The organism is Angustibacter peucedani, assembly GCF_054779595.1.
This window is the reverse complement of the sequence record NZ_BAAGXY010000008.1, coordinates 1-21,302: the sequence shown is the minus strand read 5'-3', so window position 1 is coordinate 21,302 and position 21,302 is coordinate 1. Positions and strand designations below refer to the sequence as shown.

Genomic DNA, 21,302 nt, shown 5'->3' with positions numbered 1-21,302 from the left:
GCGCCTGTCCCCCGCCGTGCGCCACCCCCGTGCCGGGTCTGCGAGAATCACCCCTCGTGCCCGAGTCCCCTCGCCCGCCCGTGACGCGCCTCGTCGTCCTCGCCGGCCCGTCGGGCAGCGGCAAGTCCCACCTCGCCCGGCGCCTCGGCCTGCCGGTGCTGCGGCTCGACGACTTCTACTGCGACGGCGACGACCCGCGGCTGCCGATGCGGTTCGGCATCGTCGACTGGGACGACCCCGCCTCCTGGGACCTCGAGGCCGCCGTGGCCGCCGCGGTCGAGCTGTGCCGCACCGGTCGGGTCGACGTCCCCGACTACGACATCCCGACCTCGCGCGCGGTCGGCCACCACGAGCTGGACGCCGGGAGCTCGCCCGTCGTCGTCGCCGAGGGCATCTTCGCGGCCGAGACGATCGGGCCGCTGCGGGACGCCGGGGTGCTGGCCGACGCCATCACCCTGACCCACCGCCCGGTCGTCACCTTCGCGCGCCGGCTCGCCCGCGACCTGCGCGAGTCGCGCAAGCCACCGCTGACGCTGGTGCGACGCGGGTGGGCGCTGCGCGCGGCCGAGCCGGCGATCGTCGCGCGGCAGGTCGCGCTGGGCGCCGTGCCCTGCACCGTCGCGCAGGCCGAGACCCGCATCCGCGCACTTCTCGCCGGAACGGGTGCGTCAACCAGCTCGTGACAGCCGGGCGACCGGTCGCCCCGCCGAGCCCGACGCCTGAGCGGGGAAGAACACGCTCCAGGCCAGCGCCACCGACAGCATCAGCACCACCAGCGACGGCACCCCCGTCGGCTGGCGCAGGAAGACCAGCAGGTAGCCGGCGCGGGGCACCCCGAACCGGACGACGCCCACCACGTGCCGCGGCGCGACCGTCCAGGCGTCGGGCGAGGCGTTCGCGTCGCCCTGGGTGCGGACACCGCCGGGCACCTGCTCGTGCACGCGGTGGGTCACGACGCCCTGCGTCGTCTCGAACGTCACGACCTCGCCCACCGGGGGCAGGGCGCCGCGGGCCGGCGCGTCGACGACCAGCGCGCCCACCGGGAAGGTCGGGTCCATCGACCCGGTGCGCACGGCGTAGATCCGCCAACCCTGGTGCCACGCGACTCCTGCCACGACGGCGCCCGCGAGCACCGCGGCGGCGGCAGCCACGGCGACGAGCCGACCGAGCAGGCGCACGAGGACCTCCAGCAGGAAGGGGTGGTGGGGGCCGACCGGCTGGCCGACCCCCACCGGGACCGTCAGAAGTTGGCGGCGTCCGGCCGGTGGCCGGCCTGGGTCGCCACGACCTTGAACGGCACGCTCGCGACCGGCGTGTTCTGCGCCCTCCACTTGCCTGTGACGCCGAACACCATGCTCATCGTGCCGCCCTGGCCGGAGCTCAGGTTCGACGCGATCTTGATGGCGTAGGGCACGCCGCAGTACGGCGGGGTGTCGGTCGGGCTGGTGGCCTGCTGGTTGCTGCCGCCGTGGCCGTCAGCGTCCACGCCGCACGAGTCGCCGACGCCCGAGGTTCCCTTGTGCTGCAGGTTGTACGAGGTGAACAGCTGCTGGCCGCCGTTCCACACCTCGAAGTGCCCGTAGCGGCCGAGGCCGCCGTCCGCGCCGCCGTCCTTGGAGCCGGTGAACGCCGCCACGCCCGGGTTGGCCTGGTCGAAGACCAGCCAGACGTCGCTCTGGCCCGACGCGTCGACGTTGTAGTCGATCGTGCGGGTCTTGTACTCCCCCGGGACGAGCTCGTTGAACGACAGCGTGCGGTCGGTGGTGTTCAGCGTCAGGTGCCCGCTGCTCGCCGTGAAGCTGCCGTCCTTGCTGTCGGTGAACCACGCGCCCGTGCCCCCGGCAGCAGCGGCGACGAGCGCGGCGCCCGCCCCGACGGTGCCGACGAACCCGCTGATCTTGAGAATGCCCCGCTTGCTCACTCTGGTTCCCCTCGTGGAATCCGGAGCGCCGGTTTCGCCACTGGCTCGCCACGCGACTGGGCGACCAGTTCACGTCGTCGTGGGTCTTCGCCTCGCTCGGCCGCCGGCTGGTCCGGCGACCGAGGACGACCCTTCCGCATCCTGGGAGCCGGCTGAATGGCTCGTCCGGCCCATCTTCAGCGAGGTGATCTAGCCATTTCCGTTGCGAGACGGGCCATCTGCACCGATCTGCCGGACGTCGCCGTCCGATCTCTGGTAGACAGCAACTGTCGTGCAGCCCCAACGATCTTGCCACCCGGTGGTGACAAGATCACGGTCGGGGACGGGTCAGGCGCCGAGCGCCGCGTACGCCGGCTTGATGACGTCCTCGATCAGCGCGAGCCGCTCGTCGAACGGGATGAACGCGCTCTTCATCGCGTTCACCGTCACCCAGCGCAGGTCGGTCGCGGTCCAGCCGAGCTCGTCGACGAGCAGCTGCATCTCGCGCGGCATCGACGTCCCGCTCATCAACCGGTTGTCGGTGTTGACGGTGACGCGGAAGCGCAGGCGCGACAGCAGGCCGATCGGGTGCGCCGCCACGGACGGCGCCGCACCGGTCTGCACGTTGGACGACGGGCACATCTCGAGCGGGATGCGCTGGTCGCGCACGTAGGCCGCGAGGCGGCCGAGCGAGACGTCCTCGAGCCGGGCGTTGGCGTCGGCCTCGGGGTCGGTGCCGTACGGGCGCGAGCCGACCCGGACGTCGTCGACGATCCGCACGCCGTGGCCGAGACGGTCGGCGCCGCACCACTGGATCGCCTCCCAGATGCTGGGCAGGCCGAACGCCTCGCCGGCGTGGATCGTGAAGTGCGCGTTCTCGCGGCGCAGGTACTCGAAGGCGTCCAGGTGGCGGGTGGGAGGGAAGCCCGCCTCGGCGCCGGCGATGTCGAAGCCCACGACGCCGAGGTCGCGGTACTGCACGGCCAGCCGGGCGATCTCGCGCCCGTTGGCCGCGTGCCGCATGGCCGTGACGAGCGTGCCCACGCGGATCCGGTGCCCGGCGGCCGCAGCACGCTCCTCGCCCTCGCGGAAGCCGGCGAGCACCGCCTCCACGACCTCGGTGAGCGACAGCCCGGCCAGCAGGTGCTGCTCGGGCGCGAAGCGCACCTCGGCGTACACGACGCCGTCGGCCGCGAGGTCCTGGGCGCACTCGCTGGCGACGCGCACGAGCGCCTCGCGGGTCTGCATCACGCCGACGGTGTGCGCGAACGTCTCGAGGTAGCGCTCGAGCGAGCCGGAGTCGGCCGAGGCGCGGAACCACGCCCCCAGCGACGCGGCGTCGTCCGCGGGCAGCGCGTCGTACCCGGTCTCGCGCGCGATGTCGATGATCGTCGCCGGGCGCAGGCCGCCGTCCAGGTGGTCGTGCAGCAGCACCTTGGGCGCCTGCTGCACCAGCTCGGAGATCGCGACGTCGGGCTGCGCGGTGGGGTGTGCGGCGGGGTGGTCGATGGGCTCGTCGGTGGGCACGGCCGAAGACTAGCGGGGCGTGAACGCGTGCCCGACCGCGTACCCCGCCAGCACCAGGGCGAGCACGGACACGAGCACCGCCAGCACGCCCAGCGCGTACGGCGCCGGGAGCGGCTCGCCCTGCCGCATGGCCCGCTCGACCCGCGCCCAGCCGACCGCGGCCCGCACCGCGAGCGCCCCGCCGGCGAGGCACGCGACCCCGGCGACGACGTCCAGCAGCCCGGGCAGGTCGGCGATGCTCGCCAGCGAGGTCAGCCCGACGCCGCCGGCGACCAGCGCGAGACCGGTGCGCACCCAGGCGAGCGCCGTGCGCTCGTTGGCCAGCGAGAGGCGCGGGTCGGGCTCGGTGCCCTCGCCGTAGACCTGCCGCGGACGACGGCCCGCGCCCGGCGGGACCTCTGGCGCCGGTGCGACGTCGGGGTCGCTCACGCCTCCTCGTCGCGGTGCGCGAGCTCGGGCGCGAAGGCCGGCAGGCACACGGCGACGTACTGCGCGCCGACCGGGCCGACGCGGTACCGCACGCGCTCCCCCGCGCGCGTGACGACGGCCTGGCCGGCCGGCACCTCGAGCGCGCCGTCGTCGTGCTCGACGACGACCGTGCCGGCGAGCACCAGGGTGATCTCGTCGAAGTCCGGCGTCTGCGCGGGCTCGTCCCAGCCCGGCGGCGCGGTCATGTGCGCGACCGAGACCGCGGCCTCGCTGCTCGTCACGCGGCCCACGTACTCGTCGATGACCTTGCCGCCCGGCACCGGGATGCGGGTGGGAGAGGCGATGAGCTCCGGCATGCGGCCGAGCCTAGTCCGCGGCGATCCGCTCGACGACGAGCGGCAGCAGGTCGGGCCGCGAGCCCTCGGGCGCGATGAAGTAGCCGCCCTCGAGCGCCTCCAGCGCGCGCTCGAACCGCTCGGGGGTGTCGGTGTGCAGCGTCATCAACGGCTCGCCGCCGCGCACGCTGGCCCCCGGCTTGGCGTGCAGCTCGACGCCGGCACCGGCCTGCACGACGTCCTCCTTGCGGGCGCGCCCGGCACCGAGCCGCCAGGCCGCGACGCCCACCGCGAGTGCGTCGAGCTGGGTGAGCACGCCGTCGGCCGGCGCGGTCACGACGTGGCTCTCGCGGGCCGTCGGCAGCTCGGCCTCGGGGTCGCCGCCCTGCGCCGAGATCATCCGACGCCAGACGTCCATGGCCGAGCCGTCGCGCAGCTTGTCGGCCGGGTCGACGTCGTCGTGGCCGGCCGCGGCGAGCATCTCGCGGGCCAGGGCGAGCGTGAGCTCGACGACGTCGTCCGGGCCGCCGCCCTGCAGCACCTCGACCGACTCGCGCACCTCGAGCGCGTTGCCCGCCGTGAGCCCCAGCGGGGTCTGCATGTTGGTGAGCAGCGCCACCGTGGTGACGCCCGCGTCGGTGCCGAGGTCGACCATGGTGCGGGCCAGCTCGCGCGCGTCCTCGACGGTCTTCATGAACGCACCGGTGCCGACCTTGACGTCGAGCACCAGGGCGCCGGTGCCCTCGGCGATCTTCTTGCTCATGATCGAGCTGGCGATGAGCGGGATCGCCTCGACCGTGCCGGTGACGTCGCGCAGGGCGTAGAGCTTCTTGTCGGCCGGCGCCAGGCCGTCGCCGGCCGCGCAGATCACCGCGCCGACGTCGTCCAGCTGCGCGAGCATGTCGGCGTTGCTCACCGACGCCCGCCAGCCGGGGATCGCCTCGAGTTTGTCGAGCGTGCCGCCGGTGTGGCCCAGGCCGCGACCGCTCAGCTGCGGGACGGCGACGCCGCACGCCGCCACCAGCGGGGCGAGCGGCAGGGTGATCTTGTCGCCCACGCCGCCGGTGGAGTGCTTGTCGGCGGTGCGACGGCTCAGCGACGAGAAGTCCATGCGCTCGCCGCTGGCGATCATGGCGGCGGTCCAGCGGCTGATCTCGCGGCGGTCCATGCCGCGCAGCAGGATCGCCATGGCCAGCGCCGACATCTGCTCGTCGGCGACCACCCCGCGGGTGTACGCGTCGACCACCCAGTCGATCTGCCCGTCGGACAGCTGCTGGCCGTCGCGCTTGGCCCGGATGACGTCGACGGCGTCGAACGATTCGCTCATGGGGTGATCCTCTCGGGTGCGGTTGCGCGGGTCCACGCCGGTTCGCGACCGGCGTAGCGCCCGGCGCAGTTGATCACGTTGTGCAGGGCTAGGGGCGCTGTCCAAGGCCTGCAGCCCTTGGAAAGGTCGTGCCAGCCTGCTCAACGTGGTCAACTACGGCGGGCGGCCGGGGGGTCAGCGGGCCTGGAGGTCCTCGACGCCGAAGGCGTCGGGGAGCACCTCGCTCATCGGCTTGATGCCGGACGGCGTGTCGACCAGGCAGGTCGGACCACCGTTCTCCCACAGCAGCTGGCGGCATCGCCCGCAGGCCATCAGCGGCGTGCCGGCGCGGTCGACGCAGGCCACGGCGACGAGCCGGCCGCCACCGCTGACGTGCAGCTGGCTGACCATGCCGCACTCGGCGCACAGCGCGACGCCGTAGGCCGCGTTCTCGACGTTGCAACCCACGACGACGCGGCCGTCGTCGACCAGGCCCGCCACGCCGACCGGGAACCCCGAGTAGGGCGCGTACGCGTGGTGCATGGCCTCGACCGCGGCAGCGCGCAGCGCCGGCCAGTCGACGTCCGGGCTCTGCGGGGTCGGGTCGGTCGGGGCGTCAGCCACCCTGGCCCCTGCGGTACGTCATGCCGTCGGCAGCAGGCATCCGCAGCCGTTGCGCCGCCAGCGAGAGCACCAGCAGCGTCGCGACGTAGGGCGTCATGCCGGTGAAGTCCGACGGCACCTCGGTGGTGAGCAGGTACCAGACCAGCAGGGCCACGGCGATGGCCGCGACGACCAGCGTCGTGACGACGTTCGACCGACGCAGCACCCGGTAGACCACCAGGCCCAGCACGATGAGGAACAGCACCAGCAGCAGCGCGTGCACGCTCTCGCCGCCGCGGCGCAGCTGCAGCGCGTCGGTGTAGCCGAACAGCGCCGAGCCCGCGAGCAGCCCGCCCGGGCGCCAGTTGCCGAAGATCATGGCGGCGAGGCCGATGTAGCCGCGGCCACCGGTCTGGCCGTCGCGGTACGCGCTGGAGGCGACCTCGGCCAGGAACACGCCGCCGAGCCCGGCGAACGCGCCCGAGGCAACGACCGCCGCGTACTTGTAGAGGTACACGTTGACGCCGAGCGACTCGGCCGCCACCGGGTTCTCGCCACAGCTGCGCAGCCGCAGGCCGAACGACGTGCGCCACAGCACGAAGAACGACCCGACGACCAGCAGGATCGCGATCAAGGTCAGCACCGACATGCCGGTGGTCACGCCCCGCACGATCGCCGCGAGGTCGGACACGAAGAACCAGTGCTTGGCCTCGAGGTCGCCGAGCTGGTCGCTGACCCAGCCGATGGTGATGGTGGGGAGGTCGCCGATCGGCGGGGACTGCGTCTTGCCACCGCCCGGGTGGCCGACGAACGCCAGCCCGCTGAGGTACTTCACCGCACCGGCGGCGAGCAGGTTCAGCGCGACACCGGAGACGATGTGGTCGACGTTGAACGTCACCGTGGCGACGGCGTGCAGCAGGCCGCCGAGCGCGCCGAGCAGGACGCCGACGACGAGGCCGGCCCACGGCCCCCACTGGTAGCCGGCGAAGCCCGCGCCCCAGGTGCCGAAGATCATCATGCCCTCGAGGCCGATGTTGACGACGCCCGAGCGCTCGGCCCACAGACCGCCGAGACCGGCCATCGCGATCGGCACGGCCAGGCCGATGGCGGCCGCGATGGTGCCGCTCGACGCGATGTCGTCGGCGCCGGTGATGGTGCGCACCGCGGCCAGGGCGACGATGCCGCCGGCGGCCGCGAGCAGCCAGGTCCAGGGGCCGAGGCGGCGACGGCGCACCGGGCCCTCGGTCGTGATGGGAGCGCCCGCCGCAGCGGTGACCTCGAGGCTCATGCCGCGACCTCCTGCAGCTGGCGGGCCACGCGGCGTTGCTCGGTCACCACGCCGTAGCGGCGCACCATCTCGTAGGCGATGACCACCGAGAGCACGATGATGCCCTGCATGATCTTGACGACCTCCGGCGCGACGTTCGCGATGATCTGCAACGGGTTGCTCGCGACGTCCAGGTAGGCGAACAGCAGCGCGGCCACCCCGACGCCGATCGGCGAGTTGCGGCCGACCAGCGCGATCGCGATGCCGGTGAAGCCCAGACCGGCCGGGAACGACAGGTCGTAGGTGTAGGTCTTGCCGAGCAGCTCGGGCAGGCCGACCAGGCCGGCGACCGCGCCGCTGAGCACCATCGAGATCAGCACCATGCGCTTGACGTCGACGCCGCTGGCGACCGCTGCGGTGGCCGAGCGGCCGGTGGCACGCAGGTCGAACCCGAAGCGCGTGCGGCCCAGCACGTACCAGTAGGCGACGCCGACGAGGATCGCGACGAACACGAAGCCGTAGGTCTGCACCGGCAGGCTGGTGAGCTCGAAGCCGGGCATGCGGCCGGACTCGGGGATCGCCTTGGTCGAGATGTTGTTGCTGGCCGGCTCGCCCGAGGCGGCCTTGCGCAGCATCCACGCGATCAGGTAGCCCGCGATCGCGTTCAGCATGATGGTCGAGATGACCTCGCTGACGCCGCGGCCGACCTTGAGCAGACCGGCGATCGCCGACCAGGCCGCGCCGACCACCATGGCCACCAGCACCACGACCAGGATGTGCAGGGGCTTGGGCAGGTGGATCGAGCTGCCGACGACCGCGGCCGCGAACACCGCCATGCGGTACTGGCCGTCGACGCCGATGTTGAACAGGTTCATCCGGAACCCGATGGCCACCGCGATCGCCGACAGGTAGTACGTCGTCGCCAGGTTGACCGTCGTGATGAGGTTGCGGGTCATGGCGTTGGGCAGGTCGCCGCCGGTGAGCAGCGTCTTCCAGGTCAGCCACACCGGGTCGCCGGCGACGAGCAGGATCACGCTCGTCACCAGCACCGCGAACGCCACCGCGAGCACGGGGGCGGCGACCGCCAGCCCGATCCTGCTCAGGTCGCGGTTCCTCATGCCGGGTCCTCCGTCGTGGTGGTGGCGGTCGGGACGTCGGCCGACGCGGCCGGGGCCGGCGCGGCCGGGGCGTCGGCGGGCGCGTCGCCCGCGCCCGTCATGGCCGAGCCGAGCTGCTCGGGCGTGACCTTCGAGGGGTCGAACGTCCCGACGAACTTGCCGCGCAGGATGACCTCGATGGTGTCCGACAGGCCGATCAGCTCGTCCAGGTCGGCCGAGATGAGCAGCACCGCCAGCCCGGCCCGGCGAGCGGCCCGGATGTGGTCCCAGATCGCGGCCTGCGCGCCGACGTCCACACCGCGCGTGGGGTGTGCGGCCAGCAGGACGACGGGGTCGCCCGACAGCTCGCGGCCGACGATGAGCTTCTGCTGGTTGCCGCCCGACAGCGAGCCCGCGGTGACGTCGATGCCCGGCGTCCGGACGTCGAACTCGCGCACGATGCGCTCGGTGTCCTTGCGCGCGCCGGCCCGGTCGATCAGCGGGCCGCGGGACGACGGCGGGCGGGTCTGGTGGCCCAGCACGCGGTTCTCCCACAGCGGCGCCTCGAGCAGCAGGCCCTGGCGGTGGCGGTCCTCGGGGATGAACCCGATGCCCGCCTCGCGGCGACGGCGGGTCGACCAGCCGGTGATGTCCTGCTCGCCCATGACGACCTGGCCGGAGTCCGGCACGCGCAGGCCCATGATCGTGTCGACGAGCTCGCCCTGGCCGTTGCCCTCGACGCCGGCGATGCCGAGCACCTCGCCGCGGTGGATCGTGAAGTCGATGTCCTCGAGCAGGTTGCGGGCGCCGGCCTTCAGCGTCAGCGAGCGCACCTGCAGCTGCGGGACGTCGGTGACCGTCGACTCGCGCGTCTCGGGGCTGGGCAGCTCGCTGCCGACCATGAGCTCGGCCAGCTCGCGCGAGGTCGTGGTGCGCGGGTCGGCGGTGGCCACGGTCTCGCCGCGGCGGATGACGGTGATGTCGTCGGCGACCGAGAGCACCTCGTCGAGCTTGTGCGAGATGAAGATGACGGTCAGGCCCTCGGCCTTGAGGTCGCGCAGGTTGGCGAACAGCTCGTCGACCTCCTGCGGCACCAGCACGGCCGTGGGCTCGTCGAGGATCAACGTGGTGGCGCCGCGGTAGAGCACCTTGAGGATCTCGACCCGCTGGCGGTCGCCGACGCCGAGCGTCTCGACCAGCTCGTCGGGCTCGACGTCCAGGCCGTACGAGGTGCTGAGCTCGCGGATGCGCGCGCGGGCGCCGTCCCCGATGCCGTGCAGCTTCTCGGCGCCGAGCACGACGTTCTCGAGCACCGTGAGGTTGTCGGCCAGCATGAAGTGCTGGTACACCATGCCGATCCCGGCGGCGATGGCGTCGCTCGGCGAGCTGAAGGTCTGGGTGCGCCCGTCGACCTCGATCGTGCCCTCGTCCGGCCGCTGCACGCCGTACAGGATCTTCATCAGCGTCGACTTGCCCGCGCCGTTCTCGCCCACCACCGCGTGCACGGTGCCCTTGCGCACCTCGATGTTCACGTCGCGGTTGGCGACCACGCCGGGGAAGCGCTTGGTGATCCCGCTGAGCCGGACGGCGATCGCGTCGGTGCTGGGGGCGGGACCGGCGGCGGTGTCGGTGGCGGTGGACAGGACGGCCTCCTCGGACGGGACGAGCGTGACGAGCGTGGCGGGAAACAGGTCCGGGGCGACGCTACCGCGCCGCCCCGGACCTCGGTGAGACCTTCGACCCGGCCGCTCGGAGCGAGCGGCCGGGCGACGGGTCACGGAGTGGTGGGAACCGTGACCTTGCCGTCGACGATCTGCTGCTTCATCTCGTCGATCTTCGACTTGATGTCGTCGATCTTGCCGCCGGTGGTGGCGTAGTCGACGCCACCCTTCTTCAGGTCGTAGACCTGGTCGCCGCCGGCGACCGTGCCGTCCTGGTTGGCCTTGATGAAGTCGAACACGGCGACGTCGACCTTCTTCAGCATCGAGCTGATGATGACGTCGCGGACGCCGGGAGCGGCGGTGAGGGCCTGGTCGGAGTCGACCCCGATGGCCATCTTGTTCGCGGCCTTGACGGCCTCGAACACGCCCGCGCCCGAACCGCCGGCCGCGTGGTAGATGACGTCGGCGCCGGCGTCGAGCATGCCCTGCGCGGCGGTCTTGCCCTTGGCCGGGTCGGTGAAGCCCGAGAAGTCCGGCGGCTGGGTCAGGTACTTGACCTGGATCTTGATGTCCGGCTTGACGGCCTTGGCACCGGCGACGTAGCCGGCCTCGAACTTCTGGATCAGCGGGACCTGCACGCCGCCGACGAAGCCGATGTTTCCGGCCGTCGACTTCATGGCCGCGATCGCGCCGACGAGGTAGGAGCCCTCGTTCTCGGCGAACAGCAGGCTGGTCACGTTGTCGGGCGTCTTGTCACCCTTGGCGTTGTCGACGATCGCGAACTTGGTGTCGGGGAACTCGGCCGCGACCTTGTCCGTGGCACCCGCGTAGGCGAAGCCGACCGCGATGACGGGGTTGTAGCCGGCCTGGGCCAGCGTGCGCAGGCGGTCCTCCTTGGCCGACTCGGCCTCGCCGGTCGACGCCTCGGCCTCCTGGCCGGTGACGCCGAGCTCGGACTTGGCCTTGTCGAGGCCCGCGGCGGCGGCGTCGTTGAACGACTGGTCGCCACGGCCGCCGATGTCGTACGCGAGACCGACCTTCAGGGCCTTCTTGGTGCTCGAGGCGGTGGAGCCGCCCGTCGAGCCGCTGTCGTCGCTGCTGCCGCAGGCAGCCAGTGCGAGGGCCGCCACCGAGGTGACCGCCACGATCTTCATCACCCGACGCAAGGGTGTCTCCTTCAATTCGGTGCCCTGTGGTCCGTGCCCAGAGGTGCGAGATGGTGCGAGATGTACGAGATGGTGCGATCTGCCAGCGCCGCCGTCCGGAGGTCGTCCTGGCGCGAGTCGGACGGGACTCTACCCGCGGCGGACGGGTGCTGTCCGCCGCCCAGGGCGAGGTATCCGAACTGTTACCCGCGGGTCACGTCGTCAACTTCTGACGACGACCGCACGGCCTCGGCCAGCCCGCGCAGCGCCGCCTGGGCGAGCAGGGCGGCCCCGATCGGCACGGCGCCGTCGTCCACCCGCAGGTCGCCCTGGTGCAGGTCGTAGGTCGGCCCGCCGGGCGTCCGCGTGCCCAGCCGGGCCATCGCGCCGGGCACGTGCTCGAGGTACCAGGAGAAGTCCTCGCCGCCCAGGCTCTGCTCGGTGCCGACCACGCCGGTGGCGCCCACGACGGACGTCGCGGCGCTCGTCAGCTGCTGCACGGACAGCGGCTCGTTGACCACCGGCGGGACGCCGCGCACGTGCTCGACCTCGGCGATGACGCCGTACGGCTGGACGACGGCGTGCACGACCTCGTCGACGACCCGCTGCGCCTTGTCCCACGCGCGGATGTCGAGCAGCCGCAGCGTGCCGGCCACCTCGCCGTGGCCGGGGATGACGTTCTTGGCGGCGCCCGCGTGGATCGAGCCCCACACCATGCTCGCGCCCGAGCGCGGGTCGAGCCGGCGCGACAGGGCGGCCGGGACGTCGGTGACGACCTTGGCCAGGGCGAAGGTGAGGTCCTGCGTCAGGTGCGGGCGGGACGTGTGGCCGCCACGGCCCTTGAGCCGCACCGTGACCGCGTCGGCGGCCGCGGTGATCGCGCCGACCCGCAGGCCGACCTGGCCGACGTCCAACGAGGGGTCGCAGTGGACGGCGAAGATGCGCTGCACGCCCTCGAGCACGCCCTCGCCGACGAGCTCCACCGCGCCGCCGGGCATGACCTCCTCGGCCGGCTGGAAGAGCAGACGCACCCGGCCGGGCAGCGGGTCGACCTGGTGCCGCGCGTGCAGCGCCAGCCCCGCGCCGAGCAGGGCCGCGACGTGGACGTCGTGCCCGCACGCGTGGGTGACGCCGGGGACGGTGGAGCGCCAGGGGTCGTCGGTCTCGTCGTCCAGCGGGAGCGCGTCGAGGTCGGCGCGCAGCGCCACCACGGGCGCGTCGGGCCGTGGGTCGCCGACCTCGGCGACCACGCCGCTGCGCGCGAGCGGGCGCACGTAGACGCCCTCGCGCTCGAGCCGCGAGGCGACGAGCGCGCAGGTGCGGGTCTCCAACCACGAGGTCTCGGGGTGGGCGTGCAGGTGGCGCCGCACGGCGACGACCTCGTCCGCGACCTCGGCGACGAGCTCCTGCACCGTCGGCGTGACGGACGTCCGGGTTTCGTTCACGATCCCGCCAGGCTAGTCCTCAGAACGCGTCGCGGGGGACGTAGGTGCCCCAGACCTCGCGCAGCGCGTGGCAGACCTCGCCCACCGTGGCGCGCGCGGCGAGCGCCTCGCGCATCGGGTAGAGCACGTTGTCGGTGCCCCGCGCGGCGTCCTGCAGGGCGGCCAGCGCGCGGTCGACCGCGGGCTGGTCGCGCTCGGCGCGCAGCGTCGCCAGGCGCGCGGCCTGCTCGGCCTCGATGGCGGGGTCGACCCGCAACGGCTCGTACGGCTCGTCGTCGTCGATGGTGAACCGGTTGACGCCCACCACGACCCGCTCGCCGCCGTCGATCTCCTGCGCCACCTGGTAGGCCGACCGCTCGATCTCGGTCTTCTGGAAGCCCTCCTCGATCGCCGCGACCGCGCCGCCGCGGTCCTCGACGGCCCGGATCAGGTCACGCGCCGCGGCCTCGAGCTCGTCGGTCATCGACTCGACGACGTACGAGCCGGCGAACGGGTCGACGGTCTTGGTCACGTCGGTCTCGTACGCGATGACCTGCTGCGTGCGCAGCGCGAGCCGGGCGGCCTTGGCGGTGGGCAGCGCGATGGCCTCGTCGAAGCTGTTGGTGTGCAGGCTCTGCGTGCCGCCGAGCACCGCGCCGAGGCCCTGCAGCGCGACGCGCACCAGGTTGACCTCGGGCTGCTGGGCGGTGAGCTGGACGCCGGCGGTCTGGGTGTGGAAGCGCAGCATCAGGCTCTTGGGGTCCTTGGCGCCGAACTCGTCGCGCATCACCTGGGCCCAGATCCGCCGTGCGGCACGGAACTTCGCGACCTCCTCGAGGAACGTCGTCCGGGCCACGAAGAAGAACGAGAGGCGCGGGGCGAAGTCGTCGACGTCGAGGCCGGCGTCGATCGCGGCCTGCACGTAGGCCTTGGCGTTGGCGAGGGTGAACGCGACCTCCTGCGCGGGCGTCGCCCCCGCCTCGGCCATGTGGTAGCCCGAGATGGAGATGGTGTTCCAGCGCGGCATCTCCTTGCGGCAGTAGGCGAAGGTGTCGGCGATGAGGCGCAGCGACTCCTTCGGCGGGTAGATGTACGTGCCGCGCGCGATGTACTCCTTGAGCACGTCGTTCTGGATCGTGCCGGTGAGCTGCCCGGGCTCGACGCCGTGCTCGGCCGCGACCAGCTGGTAGAGCAGCAGCAGCACCGACCCGGGCGCGTTGATGGTCATGGACGTCGACACCTCGTCGAGCGGGATGCCGTCGAACAGCACGCGCATGTCGTCGACCGAGTCGATGGCGACGCCGACCTTGCCGACCTCGCCGTGCGCGATGGCCTCGTCGGAGTCGAACCCCATCTGCGTGGGCAGGTCGAAGGCGACGCTGAGGCCGCCGGTGCCGGCCGCCACCAGCTGGTGGTAGCGCTCGTTGGACTCCTTGGCCGTCCCGAAGCCGGCGTACTGGCGCATGGTCCAGGGGCGGCCGGTGTACATGCTCGGGTAGACGCCGCGGGTGTACGGGTACTGCCCGGGCTCGCCCAGCTGCGTCGCGGCGTCCCAGCCGTCGAGCGCGTCCGGGCCGTAGACGGTGCGCACCGGCAGGCCGGACTCGGTCACAGGTTCGGTCACGCTGCGAGGGTAGCCGCGCTCCGGCGCCCCTGCGCCGCCTCGTGGCTGACCTCACACCGTCCACCTGCCGCGCCGCTCTGCGGCGTCGCTACCCGCGCGTGGCTACCCGCGTGGCTACCCCGAAGTGGGGGTGATCGCGGCCAGATCGAGGTAGCCATGGCGGTCGCCATCCCCAGGGCGACGGCGTCGTCCCACGATCCACAGGCACCGGTGGTGCAGCGGCGTCGAGGGCGGCGCGCCACCACCCTGGCTCGGTGGACCTCCCTGACGACCTGCTCGCTGTGGCACGCGCGCAGCGCGGCCTGGTCACCCTCGGTCAGCTCCAGCACGCTCAGGTCTCGCGCGCGGCCGTCCGGTGGTCGCTGGGGCGCACCACGCGCCTGGTGCTCCCGCGGGTGCTGGCCCTGTTCACCGGCGGGCTGGACGACGAGCAGCGGCTCGTGGCGGGATGCCTCTGGGCCGGCCCGCGCGCGCAGGTCGCCGGTCTCACCGCCGCGCGGTGGCACGGCTTCCCCGACCTGCCGGACGACGGGCTGGTGCGGCTGCTCGTCGACTGGGGCAGTCCCGCCGGGGCGGCCTTCGCGCTGCGGCGGCGCACCACGCGGCTCGACCCGAACCCCTGGCGCCGCGACGCGCTCGTCGTCACCTCGAGAGCGCGGGCAGCGGTCGACGCCGCACGGTCGCTGGCGCCAGAAGCCGCTCGGCTGCTCGTCGTCTCGGGCGTCCAGCGCGGCCTGGTGCGGCTCGACGACCTCCGCGCCGAGCTGGAAGCCGGGCCGCGGCAGGGCAGCGCTGCCGTGCGACGGGCGCTGGCGGACGCGGAGACCGGCGGGTGGTCCCTGCCCGAGGTCGAGGTCCTGCGCGAGCTGGCCCGCAGCGCCGTGCTGCCGCGCGCGTGGCCGAACCCGCGCCTCGTCGCCGACGACGGCACGGTGCTGCCGACGCCGGACTTCTGGCTCGACGACGTCGGCCTGGCCGGCCAGGTGCACTCCCGCGCCTTCCACGTGCGCGACGAGCACTGGGAACGCACCGTCGCCGCCGACACGGCTCTGGGCGAGCACGGCGTCGTGGTGCTGGCGGTGACGCCCACCGGGTTCCGACGTGACCCGGCGGCGTTTCGCGCACGCGTCGAGCGCGCCTACCTCGCAGCGCGGCGGTCGGGCCGGCGTCCGGCGGTCGTCATGCAGGCCCGGCAGCCCGGCGTGGTGCGATGAGTCCGTCGTCGCTACCCACGTGGCTACCGCGACGTGGTCGCCATCGCACCCGTTCCGAGGTCGCCACGGAGGTAGCCACGGACGCACTCAGAGCAGGTCGGTGCGGCCCGCCGCCTTGAGGGCGTCGACGACGCCCTTGACGTCCTGGGCGTGCGAGCGCGCGGCCACCAGCACCGCACCCGGTTGGTCGACGACGACGACGTCCTGCAGCCCGAGCAGGGCGACGACCCGCCCGGACGTCGTCACCACCACGCCGGTGGAGTCGTGGGCCAGCAGCTGCCCGTCCCCCAGCACCTGCAGCGGCTGCTGCGGCAGCACCGTGCCGAGCGAGTCGAAGTCGCCGACGTCGTCCCACCCGAACTCGCCGGGGACCACCGCCACCCGCCCGGCCGCCGCCGCCGGCTCGGCCACGGCGTAGTCGATCGCGACCTTCTCGAGCGTCGGCCAGACCTCCTGCAGCACCCGCTGGCCGTCCGGGCCGTCCCAGGCGGCGCCGATCCGCCGCAGCCCGGCGCCGAGCTCGGGCCGGTAGGCGTCCAGCAGCTCCAGCAGCGTGGCGGCCCGCGCCACGAACATCCCGGCGTTCCACCGGTACCGGCCGCTGGCCACGTACGTGGCGGCGGTCTCGGCGTCCGGCTTCTCGACGAACTCCTCGACCGCCAGCGCCGACGGCGCCCCCGGGACGTCGAGCGCCTCCCCCGCGCGGACGTAGCCGAAGCCCGTGGCCGGGTGGGTCGGGGTGATGCCGATGGTGACGAGCCGGCCGGTGCGCGCGACGGCGACGGCCTCGGCCACGGCGGCGGCGAACACCGCGTCGTCCCCGATGACGTGGTCGGCGGCGAACGACGCGACCACGGCCTCGGGGTCGCGGGCGTGGACGACGGCCGCGGCCAGCCCGATCGCCGCGGCCGAGTCGCGGGGCGAGGGCTCCACCAGCAGGTGGTCGAGCTCGAGGTCGGGCAGCTGCCGGGCGACGGCGGCGGCGTGCGCGCCCCCGGTGACGACGCAGGTGCGGGCGGCCACGGGCGCGAGCCGTTCGAACGTGCCCTGCAGCAGCGAGCGCCCGGTGCCGGTCAGGTCGATGAGGAACTTGGGGTGGTCGCGCCGCGACAACGGCCACAGCCGGGTGCCGGCGCCGCCCGCGGGGACGATCGCCACGAGGTCGTCGATCATCGGGCGACCGTACCGAACGGCCACCCGGCCGGCTGTCGAGTTGGTCACACCGGCCCCCGCAACCGCGTCCCGATGGCAGGAGCACGCCCGGGCGTCCGTAGAGTGTCCGGGTCGTGGACGTCGCCGTCCGCCCGCCTCCCGCCCCGCAGCTCCCGAGCCGCGCGCGGCCCGCGGCAGCGGCCCGTCACCCGCCTCCAGGCGAAAGGGAACGTCGTGCCCAAGGCACCCGCAGGCACCCTCTACCGGGGCCGCGAGGGGATGTGGTCGTGGGTCGCGCACCGCGTGACCGGCGTGCTGATCTTCTTCTTCCTCTTCGCGCACGTGCTCGACACCGCGCTCGTGCGCGTCTCGCCCGAGGCGTACAACGACGTCATCGGCACGTACAAGAACCCGGTGGTGGGGCTCGGCGAGGCCGGCCTGGTCGCGGCGATCATCTTCCACGCGTTCAACGGCGTGCGGATCATGCTGGTCGACTTCTGGTCCAAGGGCCCGCGCTACCAGCGGCAGATGCTCTGGGTGGTCGTCGCCCTGTGGGTGCTGCTGTTCGCGCCGTTCGCCGTCCGCCACCTGATGCACGTCTTCGGCTGAGGGGACCAGGGATGACCACCGTCGAGCAGCCCCGCGCGCCGTACCGCCGCAGCCGGGCCACCCGCAGCAACTTCGAGCTCTACTCCTGGCTGTTCATGCGCGGCTCGGGCGTCGTGCTCATCGCGCTCGTGTTCGGCCACCTGTTCGTGAACCTCGTGAGCGGCCAGGGCATCAAGGCCATCGACTTCGCCTTCGTGGGCGGCAAGTGGTCGAGCCCGTTCTGGCAGACCTGGGACCTGCTGATGCTGTGGCTCGCCGAGCTGCACGGCGTCAACGGCGTCCGCACGATCATCAACGACTACGCGGAGAAGGACAGCACGCGCATCGTCCTCAAGACGCTGCTGCTCGTCAGCGCCGCGCTCGTCCTGGTGCTGGGCACGCTGGTGATCTTCACCTTCGACCCGTGCCCGGTGGGCGAGCCGACCGACCTGCTCCCCTCGTTCTGCACCAACTGACCAGAGACCGCGAGGCAACCACATGCAGACGCACACGTACGACGTCGTCATCGTCGGGGCCGGCGGGGCGGGCATGCGCGCCGCCCTCGAGTCCGGCCAGCGCGCGCGCACCGCGGTGCTCACCAAGCTCTACCCCACCCGCTCCCACACCGGCGCGGCGCAGGGCGGCATGTGCGCCGCCCTCGCCAACGTCGAGGAGGACAACTGGGAGTGGCACACCTTCGACACCGTCAAGGGCGGCGACTACCTCGTCGACCAGGACGCCGCCGAGGTGATGTGCAAGGAGGCCATCGACGCCGTCCTCGACCTCGAGAAGATGGGCCTGCCCTTCAACCGCACGCCCGAGGGCAAGATCGACCAGCGACGCTTCGGCGGCCACACGCGCAACCACGGCGAGGCCGCCGTCCGCCGCTCGTGCTTCGCAGCCGACCGCACCGGCCACATGATCCTGCAGACGCTGTACCAGAACTGCGTGAAGCACCAGGTCGAGTTCTTCAACGAGTACTACGTCCTCGACCTGCTGATGACCGGCAGCGGTGACAGCACCCGCACCGCCGGCGTCGTGGCCTACGAGCTGGCCACGGGCGAGATCCACGTGTTCCGCGCCAAGTCGGTCGTGCTGGCCACGGGCGGCGCCGGCAAGGTCTTCAAGACGACGTCCAACGCGCACACCCTCACCGGTGACGGCATGGGCATCGCGTTCCGCCGCGGCCTGCCGCTCGAGGACATGGAGTTCTTCCAGTTCCACCCGACCGGCCTGGCCGGCCTCGGCATCCTGCTCTCGGAGGCCGCACGCGGCGAGGGCGCGATCCTGCGCAACAGCGAGGGCGAGCGCTTCATGGAGCGCTACGCCCCGACCATCAAGGATCTCGCGCCGCGCGACATCGTCGCCCGGTCGATGGCCAACGAGGTGCGCGAGGGCCGCGGCTGCGGACCCAACAAGGACTACGTGCTGCTCGACCTGACCCACCTCGAGCCGGCGCACATCGACGCCAAGCTGCCCGACATCACCGAGTTCGCGCGCACCTACCTCGGCGTCGAGCCCTACACCGAGCCGGTGCCGGTGTACCCGACGGCGCACTACGCCATGGGCGGCGTGCCGACCAACGTCGAGGCCGAGGTGCTGCGCGACAACACCCACGTCGTCCCCGGCCTGTACGCCGCGGGCGAGGTGGCCTGCGTGTCGGTGCACGGCTCGAACCGCCTGGGCACCAACTCGCTGCTCGACATCAACGTCTTCGGACGTCGGGCCGGCATCGCCGCCGCCGAGTTCGCCCGCACCGCACCGCTGGTCGACCTGCCGGACTCCCCCGAGACCGCGACGGTGGACCTGCTGCAGGGCATGCTCGACCGCCAGGACGGCGAGCGCGTGGCCGCCGTGCGCAAGGCGCTGCAGGAGACCATGGACCGCAACGCGCAGGTCTTCCGCACCGAGGCCTCGCTCAAGCAGGCGCTGACCGACATCGAGGGCCTCAAGGAGCGCTACCGCAACGTCTCGGTGCAGGACAAGGGGAAGCGGTTCAACACCGACCTGCTCGAGGCCGTCGAGCTCGGCTTCCTCATCGACCTGGCCGAGGTGATCTGCCTCGGCGCGCTCGAGCGCAAGGAGTCGCGCGGCGGGCACTTCCGCGAGGACTACGCCCACCGCGACGACGTGAACTTCATGCGGCACACCATGGCCTACCGCGAGGCCGGCGCGGACGGCGTCACGGTGCGCCTGGACTACAAGCCGGTCGTGCAGACCCGTTACGAGCCGATGGAGCGCAAGTACTGATGACGACCACCACCGACGCCCCCGCCGAGGTCGGCGCGGTCCCCGGCTTCGACGTCACGCTGCGGATCCGCCGGTTCGACCCCGAGCGCGACGCCGAGCCGCACTGGGAGGACTACACGGTCTCGGTGCACGCCACCGACCGCATCCTCGACGCGCTGCACACCATCAAGTGGGAGCAGGACGGCAGCCTGACGTTCCGCCGCTCGTGCGCCCACGGCGTCTGCGGCTCGGACGCCATGCGCATCAACGGCAAGAACCGGCTGGCCTGCAAGACGCTGCTCAAGGACCTCAACCCCAAGAAGCCGATCCTGGTCGAGCCGATCAAGGGGCTGACGGTCGAGAAGGACCTCGTCGTCGACATGGACCCGTTCTTCGCGGCCTACCGCGAGGTCATGCCGTTCCTCGTCACGTCCGGCAACGAGCCCAGCCGCGAGCGCATCCAGAGCCAGGAGCAGCGCGACCGCTTCGACGACACCACCAAGTGCATCCTGTGCGCCGCGTGCACGTCGTCGTGCCCGGTGTTCTGGGGCGACGGCCAGTACTTCGGCCCGGCCGCGATCGTCAACGCGCACCGCTTCATCTTCGACAGCCGCGACGAGGGCGCCGACCAGCGGCTCGAGATCCTCAACGACAAGGAGGGCGTGTGGCGCTGCCGCACGACCTTCAACTGCACGGACGCGTGCCCGCGCGGCATCGAGGTCACCAAGGCCATCCAGGAGGTCAAGCGGGCGCTCCTGACCCGCAAGGTCTGACCGTGCGCCGCCTGCTCGCCACCGCCCTCGCGGCGACGGCGTCGGTCACGGCGCTCGCCGTGGCCGCGCCGGTTCCGGCCGTCGCCGGCACCACCACCGTGATCGGCGGACCCCGGCTCGGGGGCACCCGCGTCATCAGCGACCTGCCGGACGGCGTCCCCGCCCCGCCGTCGCTCCCGGCCTCCGCCTACGTGCTGGCCGACCTGACCTCGGGCGACGTGCTGGTGGCCCGCGACGCCCACGGCCGGTTCCTGCCGGCGTCCACGCTCAAGTCGCTGACGGTGCTCACCGTCCTGCCCGAGGTCGACCCGGCCTCGCTCGTCACCGCCCAGCCCGACGACCTCGTCGACGGCACCCAGGTGGGGCTCGACCCCGGCTCGCACTACACGGTGCAGCAGCTGCTGCAGGGCACGATGCTGGCCTCCGGCAACGACACCGCCACCGCGCTGGCGCGGGCCGCGGGCGGCGTCCCCGAGACCGTGCGCGCGATGCAGGAGACCGCGCGGCACCTCGGCGCCTACGACACGACGGTGCGCAACCCGAGCGGGCTCGACGCCCCCGGCCAGCTGACCAGCGCCTACGACCTGGCCCTGGTCGCCCGCGCCGCCATGCAGCTGCCCGACTTCCGCACGCTGGTGGCCACCAAGCGCGCGCGGTTCCCGGGCAAGGAGCGCAAGGGCCACCGCCGCGCGACCTACGAGATCCAGAACCACAACACGCTGATCTACAACTACGACGGCGCGATCGGGGTCAAGAACGGCTACACCGTCGCGGCCCGCTGGACGTCGGTCGGCGCGGCCACCCGCGACGGGCACACCTACGTGCTCAGCGCGCTGCGCCGGCGCGACCGCAGCTGGCGCCCCGAGGCCGCGATGCTCGACTGGGCGTTCCGCTACGGCGCGAAGGCGACCCCGGTGGGCCGGCTGGTCGACCCGGGCGAGGTCGACGCGACCCCGGCGGCCACGGCTCCCGCGGTGGCGGCGACCGGTGCGGCAGCTCCGGCGGCGGCGTCGACGTCGGTCGGCGGG

Annotated in this window: 21 protein-coding genes; 7 read left to right on the top strand and 14 right to left on the bottom strand. The window is 72.9% G+C overall.

Annotation, left to right across the window (positions count from 1 at the left end):
• The first annotated feature begins 56 nt into the window (after window positions 1-56).
• Complete coding sequence (locus ACYVJ4_RS02595; protein ID WP_460458543.1) at window positions 57-683, top strand: uridine kinase family protein; 627 nt, start codon at window positions 57-59, stop codon at window positions 681-683.
• Here ACYVJ4_RS02595 and ACYVJ4_RS02590 read toward each other — a convergent pair.
• From ACYVJ4_RS02590 to ACYVJ4_RS02530, 13 genes are all read right to left on the bottom strand, one after another.
• Complete coding sequence (locus ACYVJ4_RS02590) at window positions 669-1,232, bottom strand: signal peptidase I (protein ID WP_460458542.1); 564 nt, start codon at window positions 1,230-1,232, stop codon at window positions 669-671. The genes ACYVJ4_RS02595 and ACYVJ4_RS02590 overlap by 15 nt on opposite strands.
• A gap of 8 nt (window positions 1,233-1,240) precedes the next feature.
• Window positions 1,241-1,921 carry a hypothetical protein gene (locus ACYVJ4_RS02585; RefSeq protein WP_460458541.1) on the bottom strand — a complete coding sequence of 227 codons (681 nt, stop codon included), beginning with the start codon at window positions 1,919-1,921 and terminating at the stop codon, window positions 1,241-1,243.
• Between the two features lie 327 nt (window positions 1,922-2,248).
• A complete protein-coding gene (locus ACYVJ4_RS02580; RefSeq protein WP_460458605.1) occupies window positions 2,249-3,364 on the bottom strand; it encodes an adenosine deaminase in 1,116 nt (371 codons plus the stop codon).
• Window positions 3,365-3,436: 72 nt separating this feature from the next.
• Window positions 3,437-3,856, bottom strand: coding sequence for a YidH family protein (locus tag ACYVJ4_RS02575; protein WP_460458540.1), 420 nt, complete (start codon window positions 3,854-3,856; stop codon window positions 3,437-3,439).
• Window positions 3,853-4,212: a cupin domain-containing protein gene (locus tag ACYVJ4_RS02570; RefSeq protein WP_460458539.1), complete on the bottom strand. Its 360-nt coding sequence runs from the start codon at window positions 4,210-4,212 to the stop codon at window positions 3,853-3,855. Before ACYVJ4_RS02570 ends, ACYVJ4_RS02575 begins: the two co-directional genes overlap by 4 nt.
• A gap of 10 nt (window positions 4,213-4,222) precedes the next feature.
• Window positions 4,223-5,518, bottom strand: coding sequence for a thymidine phosphorylase (locus tag ACYVJ4_RS02565; RefSeq protein WP_460458538.1), 1,296 nt, complete (start codon window positions 5,516-5,518; stop codon window positions 4,223-4,225).
• A gap of 174 nt (window positions 5,519-5,692) precedes the next feature.
• On the bottom strand, window positions 5,693-6,040 hold the full coding sequence (locus tag ACYVJ4_RS02560) for a cytidine deaminase (RefSeq protein ID WP_460458604.1): 348 nt from the start codon (window positions 6,038-6,040) through the stop codon (window positions 5,693-5,695).
• A 73-nt stretch (window positions 6,041-6,113) separates the two neighbouring features.
• A complete protein-coding gene (locus ACYVJ4_RS02555) occupies window positions 6,114-7,388 on the bottom strand; it encodes an ABC transporter permease (protein ID WP_460458537.1) in 1,275 nt (424 codons plus the stop codon).
• The gene (locus tag ACYVJ4_RS02550) at window positions 7,385-8,485 is read right to left on the bottom strand and encodes an ABC transporter permease (RefSeq protein WP_460458536.1); all 1,101 of its coding nucleotides are present in this window, start codon (window positions 8,483-8,485) and stop codon (window positions 7,385-7,387) included. Before ACYVJ4_RS02550 ends, ACYVJ4_RS02555 begins: the two co-directional genes overlap by 4 nt.
• Window positions 8,482-10,107, bottom strand: a complete 1,626-nt coding sequence (locus ACYVJ4_RS02545) for an ABC transporter ATP-binding protein (RefSeq protein ID WP_460458603.1) — start codon at window positions 10,105-10,107, stop codon at window positions 8,482-8,484. Before ACYVJ4_RS02545 ends, ACYVJ4_RS02550 begins: the two co-directional genes overlap by 4 nt.
• A 131-nt stretch (window positions 10,108-10,238) precedes the next feature.
• The gene (locus tag ACYVJ4_RS02540) at window positions 10,239-11,291 is read right to left on the bottom strand and encodes a BMP family lipoprotein (protein WP_460458535.1); all 1,053 of its coding nucleotides are present in this window, start codon (window positions 11,289-11,291) and stop codon (window positions 10,239-10,241) included.
• Between the two features lie 182 nt (window positions 11,292-11,473).
• Entirely contained in the window at window positions 11,474-12,718 is a 1,245-nt protein-coding gene (locus tag ACYVJ4_RS02535) for an amidohydrolase (RefSeq protein ID WP_460458602.1), read from the bottom strand.
• A 16-nt stretch (window positions 12,719-12,734) separates the two neighbouring features.
• Window positions 12,735-14,318 (bottom strand): acyl-CoA mutase large subunit family protein, encoded by a 1,584-nt coding sequence (locus ACYVJ4_RS02530; protein WP_460458534.1) that lies wholly within the window; start codon window positions 14,316-14,318, stop codon window positions 12,735-12,737.
• Between the two features lie 254 nt (window positions 14,319-14,572).
• Between ACYVJ4_RS02530 and ACYVJ4_RS02525 the strand changes: the two genes are divergently transcribed.
• On the top strand, window positions 14,573-15,532 hold the full coding sequence (locus ACYVJ4_RS02525) for a hypothetical protein (RefSeq protein ID WP_460458533.1): 960 nt from the start codon (window positions 14,573-14,575) through the stop codon (window positions 15,530-15,532).
• An 87-nt stretch (window positions 15,533-15,619) separates the two neighbouring features.
• On the opposite strand, the gene ACYVJ4_RS02520 is transcribed toward ACYVJ4_RS02525, so the two are convergent.
• Window positions 15,620-16,705 carry a mannose-1-phosphate guanylyltransferase gene (locus tag ACYVJ4_RS02520; protein ID WP_460458532.1) on the bottom strand — a complete coding sequence of 362 codons (1,086 nt, stop codon included), beginning with the start codon at window positions 16,703-16,705 and terminating at the stop codon, window positions 15,620-15,622.
• A gap of 213 nt (window positions 16,706-16,918) precedes the next feature.
• Here ACYVJ4_RS02520 and sdhC point away from each other — a divergent pair, with 213 nt between their 5' ends.
• From sdhC to ACYVJ4_RS02495, 5 genes are all read left to right on the top strand, one after another.
• On the top strand, window positions 16,919-17,293 hold the full coding sequence (gene sdhC / locus ACYVJ4_RS02515; protein ID WP_460458531.1) for a succinate dehydrogenase, cytochrome b556 subunit: 375 nt from the start codon (window positions 16,919-16,921) through the stop codon (window positions 17,291-17,293).
• An 11-nt stretch (window positions 17,294-17,304) separates the two neighbouring features.
• Window positions 17,305-17,748, top strand: a complete 444-nt coding sequence (locus ACYVJ4_RS02510; protein ID WP_460458530.1) for a succinate dehydrogenase hydrophobic membrane anchor subunit — start codon at window positions 17,305-17,307, stop codon at window positions 17,746-17,748.
• A gap of 22 nt (window positions 17,749-17,770) precedes the next feature.
• Window positions 17,771-19,522: a succinate dehydrogenase flavoprotein subunit gene (gene sdhA / locus ACYVJ4_RS02505; protein ID WP_460458529.1), complete on the top strand. Its 1,752-nt coding sequence runs from the start codon at window positions 17,771-17,773 to the stop codon at window positions 19,520-19,522.
• A complete protein-coding gene (locus tag ACYVJ4_RS02500; protein ID WP_460458528.1) occupies window positions 19,522-20,274 on the top strand; it encodes a succinate dehydrogenase iron-sulfur subunit in 753 nt (250 codons plus the stop codon). Before sdhA ends, ACYVJ4_RS02500 begins: the two co-directional genes overlap by 1 nt.
• 2 nt (window positions 20,275-20,276) lie before the next feature.
• The coding region (locus ACYVJ4_RS02495) for a D-alanyl-D-alanine carboxypeptidase family protein (protein WP_460458527.1) at window positions 20,277-21,302 on the top strand (1,026 nt) is incomplete at its 3' end.

Excerpts from the sequence above, each read along its gene's own strand:
- ACYVJ4_RS02570 (WP_460458539.1), bottom strand. The coding sequence starts at position 4,212 with ATGCCGGAGCTCATCGCCTCTCCCACCCGCATCCCGGTGCCGGGCGGC.
- ACYVJ4_RS02565 (WP_460458538.1), bottom strand. The coding sequence starts at position 5,518 with ATGAGCGAATCGTTCGACGCCGTCGACGTCATCCGGGCCAAGCGCGAC.
- ACYVJ4_RS02560 (WP_460458604.1), bottom strand. The coding sequence starts at position 6,040 with ATGCACCACGCGTACGCGCCCTACTCGGGGTTCCCGGTCGGCGTGGCG.
- ACYVJ4_RS02555 (WP_460458537.1), bottom strand. The coding sequence starts at position 7,388 with ATGAGCCTCGAGGTCACCGCTGCGGCGGGCGCTCCCATCACGACCGAG.
- ACYVJ4_RS02550 (WP_460458536.1), bottom strand. The coding sequence starts at position 8,485 with ATGAGGAACCGCGACCTGAGCAGGATCGGGCTGGCGGTCGCCGCCCCC.
- ACYVJ4_RS02520 (WP_460458532.1), bottom strand. The coding sequence starts at position 16,705 with ATGATCGACGACCTCGTGGCGATCGTCCCCGCGGGCGGCGCCGGCACC.
- ACYVJ4_RS02510 (WP_460458530.1), top strand. The coding sequence starts at position 17,305 with ATGACCACCGTCGAGCAGCCCCGCGCGCCGTACCGCCGCAGCCGGGCC.
- sdhA (WP_460458529.1), top strand. The coding sequence starts at position 17,771 with ATGCAGACGCACACGTACGACGTCGTCATCGTCGGGGCCGGCGGGGCG.
- ACYVJ4_RS02500 (WP_460458528.1), top strand. The coding sequence starts at position 19,522 with ATGACGACCACCACCGACGCCCCCGCCGAGGTCGGCGCGGTCCCCGGC.